The 9,562-nt window shown below is 69.5% G+C and carries 6 protein-coding genes; 1 reads left to right on the forward strand and 5 read right to left on the reverse strand.

What is annotated here, in order from left to right:
* Positions 1-130: 130 nt before the first annotated feature.
* The 5 genes from AC069H_RS23900 to AC069H_RS23920 form a co-directional block, all read right to left on the reverse strand.
* On the reverse strand, positions 131-1,429 hold the full coding sequence (locus AC069H_RS23900) for an amidohydrolase (protein WP_478233879.1): 1,299 nt from the start codon (positions 1,427-1,429) through the stop codon (positions 131-133).
* A gap of 238 nt (positions 1,430-1,667) precedes the next feature.
* Positions 1,668-1,964: a hypothetical protein gene (locus AC069H_RS23905; protein WP_478233880.1), complete on the reverse strand. Its 297-nt coding sequence runs from the start codon at positions 1,962-1,964 to the stop codon at positions 1,668-1,670.
* Positions 1,965-2,021: 57 nt separating this feature from the next.
* The gene (meaB, locus tag AC069H_RS23910) at positions 2,022-3,020 is read right to left on the reverse strand and encodes a methylmalonyl Co-A mutase-associated GTPase MeaB (protein WP_478233881.1); all 999 of its coding nucleotides are present in this window, start codon (positions 3,018-3,020) and stop codon (positions 2,022-2,024) included.
* Positions 3,021-3,023: 3 nt separating this feature from the next.
* Entirely contained in the window at positions 3,024-5,192 is a 2,169-nt protein-coding gene (gene scpA / locus AC069H_RS23915) for a methylmalonyl-CoA mutase (protein ID WP_478233882.1), read from the reverse strand.
* Positions 5,192-7,063, reverse strand: coding sequence for a methylmalonyl-CoA mutase family protein (locus tag AC069H_RS23920; protein WP_478233883.1), 1,872 nt, complete (start codon positions 7,061-7,063; stop codon positions 5,192-5,194). Before AC069H_RS23920 ends, scpA begins: the two co-directional genes overlap by 1 nt.
* A gap of 242 nt (positions 7,064-7,305) precedes the next feature.
* Between AC069H_RS23920 and AC069H_RS23925 the strand changes: the two genes are divergently transcribed.
* Entirely contained in the window at positions 7,306-9,072 is a 1,767-nt protein-coding gene (locus AC069H_RS23925; protein ID WP_478233884.1) for a serine/threonine-protein kinase, read from the forward strand.
* The last annotated feature ends 490 nt before the right edge of the window (positions 9,073-9,562 follow it).

A 9,562-nucleotide genomic window follows, 5' to 3' on the forward strand; every position in this document is an offset into this window, starting at 1 on the left:
GCTGTGGATAACTCGCCCAGGCTGTGGATAACCCTGTGCGCGGATGTTCGGACCCGTTAGGGCGAACATCCGTGCACAGGGGCGGAACTCGCGTGCTTGAAGACGGAACTCGCGTGCTTGGAGGCGGAACTCAGGCCAGGGTGGCCAGGGCCGTGTGGACCAGCGTGCGGACTCCGCACAGGAGCGAACGCTCGTCGAGGGTGAAGGTCGGGCGGTGGATGTCGGCCATCGGGCCTTCACCGGACCAAACGCCGAGGCGAGCGAAGGCGCCCTGGACGTGCTCCAGGTACCACCCGAAGTCTTCGCCACCGGACGACTGTTCGGTCCCGGCGACGGCGGCCTCGCCCAGCGCGGCCTCGACGCCGGCCCGCATCAGGGCGTGCGACTCCGGATCGGAGACGACCGGCGGCACGCCGCGGCGGTAGTCGAGGGAGAACCCGACCCCGGTCGGCGCGAGCAGCGACTCCACCGAAGCCGCGACGAGCGGCTCCAGCATCGTCCAGACCTCGTGGTCCGCGGTGCGGAGCGTGCCGCGCAGCACCCCGTCCTGCGGGACGGCGTTGGCGGCCTGCCCGGCGTGCACCGCTCCCCAGACCAGCACGGTCCCGGAGCGCGGGTCGACCCGCCGCGAGAGCACCGCGGGCAGCGACGTGATCACGGTGCCCAGCGCGTGCACCAGGTCCGCGGTCAGGTGCGGCCGCGAGGTGTGCCCGCCCGGCGAGGTGAGCCGCAGCTCGATGAGGTCGGCGGCCGACGTCAGCGCGCCTTCGCGCAGGCCGACCTTGCCGACCTCGAGCCGCGGGTCGCAGTGCAGCCCGTAGATCCGCTCGACGCCTTCCATCGCGCCCGCGGCGATCATGTCCAGCGCGCCGCCGGGCATGACCTCCTCGGCCGGCTGGAAGATCAGCCGCACGCGGCCGGGCAGCTCCGGCGCGCCCGCCAGCGCCCGAGCCGCGCCCAGCAGGATCGCGGTGTGCGCGTCGTGCCCGCACATGTGCGCGGCGCCGTCGGTCTTGGAGGCGTACGGGAGGCCGGTGGCCTCGGTCAGCGGCAGGGCGTCCATGTCGGCGCGCAGCGCGACGCAGCGGTCGCCGCTGCCGATGTCGCAGACCACGCCGGTGCCCGTGGGGAGCACCCATGGCTTGAGCCCGACCGAGCGGAGCAGCGACATGACCATTTCGGTCGTGGCGAACTCGTGGCGGGAGAGCTCCGGGTGCGCGTGGATGTGACGGCGCCACGCGACGACGTCGGTGGCGTTCGCGCGGAGCCAGTCGTCGAGCCAGAAAGGGCCGCGTCCGGCACCAAGGTCATGCACAGGTGCCATGCTGACGCCGGCCTCGGAGATCAGCGCGGTGGGCGCCTCTATAGGGGCAACGACGCGACCCTCGGGGTCACCTGGAATGTCCGGACGTGAATCGAGCACCGTCACGCCGCACCTCCTCCCGCGACACAGTCACCTTCGTCTACCACCGTACGAGTGGTCACTGAAGGCACGCTGGGTGCCGTTCGATCTGTGATACGCATTTGCGATAGATCGTGCACCATGCAGATGACAAGCCGCTCGTCGAGTGATCGAGCCGGAGACGGCCGGTAGTGGATCTGCGATGAACGGCTGTGAGAGTTCGGCCCAGGCTAAGCGGAGAGTCCTTCTACTTACCGGTAGCGGTTCAGGACTTCTTCTTGGAACGGGCGCGGCGGCCGAGGATCACCAGGCCGAGCAGGATGGCCGCGGCGACGCCCGCGATGATCTTCCGCTTGGTCTCCTGGCTGTTGGCCTTGTCGGTCTCGGCGGGGTCGAGCACCGGCCCCGGAGGCGCCTGCGACGGCACCTCGTGCACCGCCGCTGCCTGCGCGATCACCGGCGCGGGCGCCTGGATCTCCACGGCCTGCGCGACAGGCGCGCAGACGACCAGCCCGGCGGCGGCGAGTCCGGCAAGCTGCCCGAGACGAGACCTTTTCGGCATGATTCCCTTTCGACGGCGTGGCGCGAACCCGATTCTGCACTCTGCCGGGTTCCCGCGTCAGCCGCCACGCGGAGGACCGGAGAACGCCTCCAGAATCCGTTGCGCGGCCAGCGTCGGGGTCAGCTCACCGTCCCGGACCGCCCGTTCGACGTCCGGGACGACCGCTCGCACGTCCGGATGCGAAGCGAGCCGTCCGAGGAGCTGTTCCCGGACCATCGACCAGGTCCACTCCACCTGCTGCCGTCGTCGCCGTCCGTCCAGTTCACCCGAAGCGGTCAATACGTCGCGGTGACGGCTGATTTCGGCCCACACGTCGTCGAGTCCGACGTCGGTGAGCGCGCTGCAGGTCAGCACCGGGGGCGTCCACTCGGCGTCCCGTCCGTAGATCATCCGCAGCGCGCCGGCGAGTTCGCGGGCCGCGCGTTTCGCGTCGCGTTCGTGGTCGCCGTCGGCCTTGTTGACCGCGATGACGTCCGCCAGTTCGAGGACACCCTTCTTGATGCCCTGCAACTGGTCGCCGGTGCGGGCCAGGGTCAGGAACAGGAAGTGGTCGACCATGTTCGCCACGGTCACCTCGGACTGCCCGACACCGACGGTCTCGACCAGCACGATGTCGTACCCGGCCGCTTCCATCAGCACGATCGTCTCGCGGGTCGCCCGCGCGACGCCGCCGAGCGTGCCCGAAGTCGGCGAAGGGCGGATGAACGCCTTCTGGTCCACGGCGAGGCGCGCCATCCGGGTCTTGTCGCCCAGGATCGAGCCGCCGGTCCGCGTCGACGACGGGTCGACGGCCAGTACGGCGACCTTGTGCCCGGCCTCGGTCAGATCCGTGCCGAGCTGGTCGATGAAGGTCGACTTGCCGACACCGGGAACGCCGGTGATGCCGACGCGCCGTGCGCCGCCCGCGTGCGGGAGCATCTCGACCAGTAGTTCCTGCGCCTGCGCCCGGTGGTCCTCCCGGTTGGACTCGACGAGCGTGATCGCCCGCGACAGCAGGCCGCGGTCACCCGCGAGGACCCCTTTGGCGAGCGCCCCGACGTCGATCTTGCGCGGCAAGGTTCAGGACTCCTGGGCGGTCAGCTGTCCGATGAGATCGATCGCCGCTTCGGCGATCACCGTGCCGGGGCCGAAGATCGCCGCCGCGCCCGCCGCGCGCAGCTCTTCGTAGTCCTGCGGCGGGATGACGCCGCCGACCACGACGATGATGTCCTCACGGCCCTGTTCGGCGAGTTCGGCGCGCAGCGCGGGGACCAGCGAAAGGTGCCCCGCCGCGAGCGACGAAACGCCGATGACGTGCACGTCGGCCTCGATCGCCTGCCGCGCGACCTCGCCGGGAGTGGAGAACAGCGGGCCGACGTCGACGTCGAAGCCGATGTCGGCGAAGCCGGTCGCGATCACCTTCTGGCCGCGGTCGTGGCCGTCCTGGCCCATCTTCGCGACCAGGATCCGGGGACGGCGGCCCTCTTCCCGGGCGAAACTCTCGACCAGTTCACGGGCCCTCTCGACGTTCTCGGCCTTGCCGACCTCCTCGCGGTACACACCGGAGATGGTACGAATCTGGCCGGAGTGCCGCCCCCAGATCTTCTCCAGCGAGTCGGAGATCTCGCCGACGGTGGCCTTCGCCCTGGCGGCGTCGATGGCCAGGGCGAGCAGGTTCCCGTCGGACTCGGCGCCCGCGGTGAGCCGCCGCAGCGCGTCCTGTGTGGCGTCCTCGTCCCGCTCCTCGCGCAGCCGACGCAGTTTCTCCAGCTGCTGCGCGCGCACCCCGGCGTTGTCGACCTTGAGCACGTCGATCTGCTCGTCGTCGGTGACCTGGTACTTGTTGACGCCGATCACCGGCTGGCGACCGGAGTCGATCCGCGCCTGCGTCCGCGCCGCGGCCTCTTCGATGCGCAGCTTCGGGATGCCGGCGTCGATCGCCTTCGCCATCCCGCCCGCCTGCTCGACCTCGGTGATGTGGCCCCACGCCTTGCGCGCGAGGTCGTAGGTCAGCTTCTCGACGAACGCGCTGCCGCCCCACGGGTCGATGACGCGTGTGGTGCCGGATTCCTGTTGCAGCAGCAGCTGCGTGTTCCGCGCGATGCGCGCGGAGAAGTCGGTCGGCAGCGCCAGCGCCTCGTCGAGGGCGTTGGTGTGCAACGACTGCGTGTGGCCCTGGGTCGCCGCCATCGCCTCGACGCAGGTGCGGACGACGTTGTTGTAGACGTCCTGGGCGGTCAAAGACCAGCCGGAGGTCTGCGAGTGGGTCCGCAGGCTCAGAGACTTGGAACTCTTGGGGTCGAAGCCCTTCACCAGCTTCGCCCAGAGGAGTCGCGCCGCGCGGAGTTTCGCGACCTCCATGAAGAAGTTCATCCCGATCGCCCAGAAGAAGGACAGGCGCGGCGCGAACTTGTCGACGTCCAGCCCGGCTTCGACTCCGGCGCGGATGTACTCGACGCCGTCCGCGAGCGTGTACGCCAGCTCCAGGTCGGCGGTCGCCCCGGCTTCTTGCATGTGGTAGCCGGAGATGGAGATCGAGTTGTACTTCGGCATGTTCCGCGAGGTGAACGAGAAGATGTCCGAGATGATCCGCATCGACGGCTGCGGCGGGTAGATGTAGGTGTTGCGGACCATGAACTCCTTGAGGATGTCGTTCTGGATGGTCCCGGCCAGTTTGTCCGGCGTGACACCCTGTTCCTCGGCCGCGACGACGTACAGCGCGAGTACCGGCAGGACGGCGCCGTTCATGGTCATCGAAACGCTCATCTTGTCGAGCGGGATGCCGTCGAAGAGCTGGCGCATGTCGTAGATCGAGTCGATCGCGACGCCCGCCATGCCGACGTCACCGGCGACGCGCGGGTGGTCCGAGTCGTAGCCGCGGTGCGTCGCGAGGTCGAAGGCGACCGAAAGGCCCTTCTGCCCGGCCGCGAGGTTGCGGCGGTAGAAGGCGTTCGATTCCTCCGCGGTGGAGAAACCCGCGTACTGGCGGATGGTCCACGGCTGGTTGACGTACATCGTCGGGTAAGGGCCGCGCAGATACGGCGCGATACCCGGATACGTGCCGAGGAAGTCCACTCCGGACAGATCGTCGGCGGTGTAGACCGGTTTGACGCCGATGCCTTCAGGTGTCTCCCACGCGAGCGCGTCGGGCCCCTTGCCGGTGGCGGCGTGCAGTGCTTCAGTCCACTGAGGACGGTCGGCGGGGTCGGGGCCGCCGAGCTCGATTCCGGCGAAGTTCGGGATGGTCATCACTGCACTCCGAGCTCGTTCAACGTGCCGGTCAGGATTTCCAGGGCGTCGCAGCCCGTGTAGAGGTAGCCCGTGACGTCCGGGTGGTCGCCGGGCTTTCCGGCGAGCAGCACCGACGTGGCGCCGGCTTCCTTCAGGGCCTTCGCAACGCTGTCGGCTTCCTCCGCGTAGGAAGTGTTGCTTCCGCAGAGACAGGCGATCTTCGTGCCGCTGGCCCGGAATTCCGCTACGACGTCCTCGGGCGCGCCGGGGTTCACGGCCTCGATCCCGCCCGCTTGGAACAGGTTCGCCGCGAAACTCGCCCGTGCGGTGTGCGCCGCGACCGGGCCGAGCGTGGCGAGGAAGACGCGGGGACGGTTCGGATGCGCGTCCGCCCGGTCCCGCAGGGCCTCGAACGCTTCGGCGTACCGGTGCCGGGGCAGGCCGCCGCCCGGCAGGTCTTCGACGGCGTCGCGAACGACCGCTTTTTCCGTCAGATTGGGGAATTCGCTGACACCGGTGATCGGATCACGCCGGGTCGCGAGCCGCTTCGACCGCTTCTCCCAGGTTTCGGCGAGCCGCGCGGCGAGCGCTCCGGAGGCCAGCTCGGCCTCGATCCCACCGGCCGCCTCGATGGCGGTGAACTCGCGCCACGCGGCCTCGGCCAGGTCTTCGGTGAGGTTCTCGACGTACCAGGAACCACCCGCCGGGTCGATGACACCGGCCAGTTTGGACTCCTCCAGCAGCACGGCGTGCGTGTTGCGCGCGATCCGCGCGGAGAACGCGTCCGGCTGGCCGATCGCGGCGTCGAACGGGAGCACGGTGATCGCGTCCGCGCCGCCGACCCCGGCGCCGAAGCAGGCGAGCGTGGTCCGCAGCATGTTCACCCACGGATCACGCTGAGTCAGCATCGCGGGCGAAGTGACCGCGTGCTGCCGCATGCCCGCACCCTTGCCACCGGACACTTCGGTGACCCGGGCCCACAGACGCCGCGCGGCGCGGAACTTGGCGATCGTGAGGAACTGGTCGGCCGTGGCGGCGAGCCGGAATTCGATCTGCCCGGCCGCGGTGTCGACGTCCAGCCCCGCTTCGGTGAGCGCCCGCAGGTAGGCGACACCCGCGGCGATGGCCGCGCCGAGTTCCTGCGCGTCCGAGCCGCCGGCCTCGTGGAACGGCAGGCCGTCGGCGACGATCGTCCGCACCTTCGGGTGACTGACGGCGACCCGCGCCGCCAATTCCGCGGCGGGGGCGAGCGGACGCGCCGAACCGGTGCGCGCGGCCGCCCCGATCGGGTCGGCGCCGAGGGTCGCGGTGACCGCGCTCGCCGGAATCTCGCGTTCGGCGAAAAGGGCGAACAACTCGTTCGCGGCGGCCTCGTACTCGTCGCCCGCGTCGAGGATGACGGGTGCGAGGTCGATGTAGACCTCGTTCAGCGCGTCGCCCAGATCGGTGACGGGGACGCCGGTCGCGCCGGCGCGCAGCCAGATGGAGCCGACGCCGCCTTCGAGGTCGGCGAGGATCGCGGAGTTCGTGGCCTTGGCGTCACGGCGCGCGTACCGGGCACGGATGTCCCAGCCGGTCGTCACCGCGCCTTCGGGCCGGGCGCTTCTCACGAACGGCGGAAGGCCGGGGAAACCTGTCCCCTCGACGGCGTCTTCGGCGGTGTAGAGCGGCTGGATCTCCAGGCCGTCGTACGTCCGGGTGACGAGCTTGCTTTCGGGCAGGCCGTCGAACGACTCGTCGATGGCGCCGCTCTTGCGCAGCACTCCGGCCACGAGTTCCCGCCACTGCTCCCGGCTCGCTTCCGGGAACTCCGCCGCGAGCTTCAGCTCTTCGGGCGCGTCGGGCTCGCCTGGGGTCGGCACTGACTCCGTCTCGGCCACTTCCGTCATAACCATCGATGCTAACGGCCCTCAAGTGGCGTTACCTGTGACGCTAGTCGCGCCGAAGGGGTGACTAGGCGGCGGTGGCGAGGTTGGGGCGCGCCGGTCGTGAGTGGCGATCTTGAAAGGTAGTGAAGGCCTGACCCGAATCACCGTTCTCGCTGCACCGACGACCTGTTCCCAGTGACGTGTTCACTCCGACAGGGCACGGCGCATGGGTCCGTCACACGGGCATACGACACAATTGGGCCGTGCCGTCCGACACCACCGAGCCCAGCGAGAGTCCCGGCGACGAGAAGCGTGTGGTCGCCGGTCGATATCGGTTGCGCTCGGTCATCGGATCAGGGTCGATGGGCACGGTCTGGTCGGCCTACGACGAGTTCCTGCACCGTCCCGTCGCGGTCAAAGAGGTCCGCCTCCCGCCCGGCGTGCCGGCGGCGCAAGCCGACGAGCTGCGCGAGCGGACCCTGCGCGAAGCCCGCGCGATCGCCGTCCTGAGTCACCCGAACGTGATCATCCTGCACGACGTCGCGCGCGAGAACGACGAACCGTTCGTGGTCATGGAGCTGCTGCCGTCGCGAAGCCTCGCGCACATCCTGCGCGACCACGGGCCGCTGACGGTCGAGCAGGCGGCGGCGGTCGGCATCGCGGTGGCGTCCGCGCTCGAAGCCGCGCACGCCGCCGGCATCACCCACCGTGACGTCAAACCGGGCAACGTCCTCGTCGCGGGTGACGGCCGCATCAAGCTCACCGACTTCGGCATCGCGCGCAACGTCTCCGAAGCCACCATGACCCGGACCGGGATGATGCTGGGTTCGCCCGCCTACATCGCGCCCGAGGTCGCCTCCGGCGGCGCCGTCGTCCCCGCCGCCGACCTGTGGGGCCTCGGCGCGACGCTGTTCGCCGCCATCGAGGGCTCGCCGCCCTACGACGCCGACGGCGACCCGCTCGAAACGGTCGGCAAGGTCGTCAACGGGAAGGTGCCGAAGCCCGGTCCCGGTCCGCTGGCCGACGTGATCGGCGCGCTCATGAAGAAGGAGCCGTCGAAGCGGATCACCCTGCGCGAGGTGCGCCGCCGCCTGTATCCGTTGCAGGCCAAGACACTCATCGACCTCTTCCCCGCCGAGCTGTTCCACACGCCCGACGGCAAGAAGACCACCGCGCACCTCGACGCGACCGACACCCAGGTGATCAAGCAGGTCGGGCCGGAAAAGGCGGGCGAGGGCACGAGTTCCGAACTCGCCGCCGACCCCGGCCCGCTGCCGTTCCTGAATCAGCCCGCGCCGGCGCCTCCCGTCGAGCTCGCGCCGATGCCGACCGTCACGCCGCCGCAGCCCCGCCCGCAGGGCCGGTCCACGGTGGGCACGGTGGTGCTGGCGCTCACGTCGGTCGTCCTCTTTCTGCTGGCCGCGGGAGGCGGGTTCGTGCTGGCCAGGGCCGTCGGCGGGCAGGATCTGCGGCCACCGGAGAAGGTGCAGCAGGGCGACACGATCATCACTCAGCCGCCGCCGAAACTGATCACGCAGCAGGGTGACGCCAGCACGGTGAACGGCCTCAAGGGCGGCCGGTTCAGCATCGGTGTCCCGGAAGGCTGGCAGAAGTTCGTCGCGCCGCATGTCACCCGCGGGGTGCCGAGCACCGTGGTCCAGTACGTCTCGCCCGACGGCCGCCAGGTCATCCGGGTCGAGCGGCTGACCGGTTTCCTGGCCGACAGCCCGCCGTCCGCCTACTTCAGCTGGCTGAAGAGCCAGCATCCGGAGATCGCCCCCATCGGTGACCCCACCACCGTGCCCGGCCGGGGCGACAACAGCCAGCGGTACACCTATCGGACGACCGAGCGCGCCGCCGGGAGCCGGGACGCGGTGAACGAGAGCATCACGCGCACGACGTACATGGACCTGTTCAGCGGCGGCACGGATCTGTGGATCCTCTCGGTGACTTCGACGATCGAGCAGGAGAACTCGGCGAAGACCGGGATCTTCCAACCGGTGGCGCTTTCGTTCATCGTCGACGGTTAGCCGGGCGGGATTCCCCGCCGGGGGCGTTCCGTTGAGAGGTAAGGCGAACGTGCCGTGGAGGCTGTTCCCGCCGACTGCCAAGCAGGCTCTTCGTGGCGCAAGCCGATCACGACGCCGATCGTCCGTAAAGGACACCAAGACCCACTGAGTGTCCGATCTGAGCACTTTGCACGGGGGGTCCTGAGTGGCAATGGTCGTTTTAACCCAATGCCACGTAGCTTAAGTTGATCTTGGATGGAGTTTTGATCGTAAGCGGTGAGGATTGCCGCAGGTCACGCGCTCGGTTGCCCTGGCCGACAGGAGCCGACCGCGCCCCTGAGCGTCCACCAAGAACACTTTTCGCTGACTCGATGTCCGATCGATGCCCGGATGGTCGATTGCACGAGGGGGTCGTGGGGGGGGGTTTTGGGTTGGAACCCAAAAACCCCCCCCCACCCCCCCACGAAAGGTTGCGAAGTGCCCCAACCTGGGCCTCCAAAACCACCCCCCG

The organism is Amycolatopsis sp. NPDC043887 (assembly GCF_056435665.1).

Bases quoted from the DNA above. Each gene is read 5' to 3' on its own strand.
- AC069H_RS23920 (WP_478233883.1), bottom strand. From the start codon at position 7,063: ATGACGGAAGTGGCCGAGACGGAGTCAGTGCCGACCCCAGGCGAGCCC.
- scpA (WP_478233882.1), bottom strand. From the start codon at position 5,192: ATGACCATCCCGAACTTCGCCGGAATCGAGCTCGGCGGCCCCGACCCC.
- AC069H_RS23905 (WP_478233880.1), bottom strand. From the start codon at position 1,964: ATGCCGAAAAGGTCTCGTCTCGGGCAGCTTGCCGGACTCGCCGCCGCC.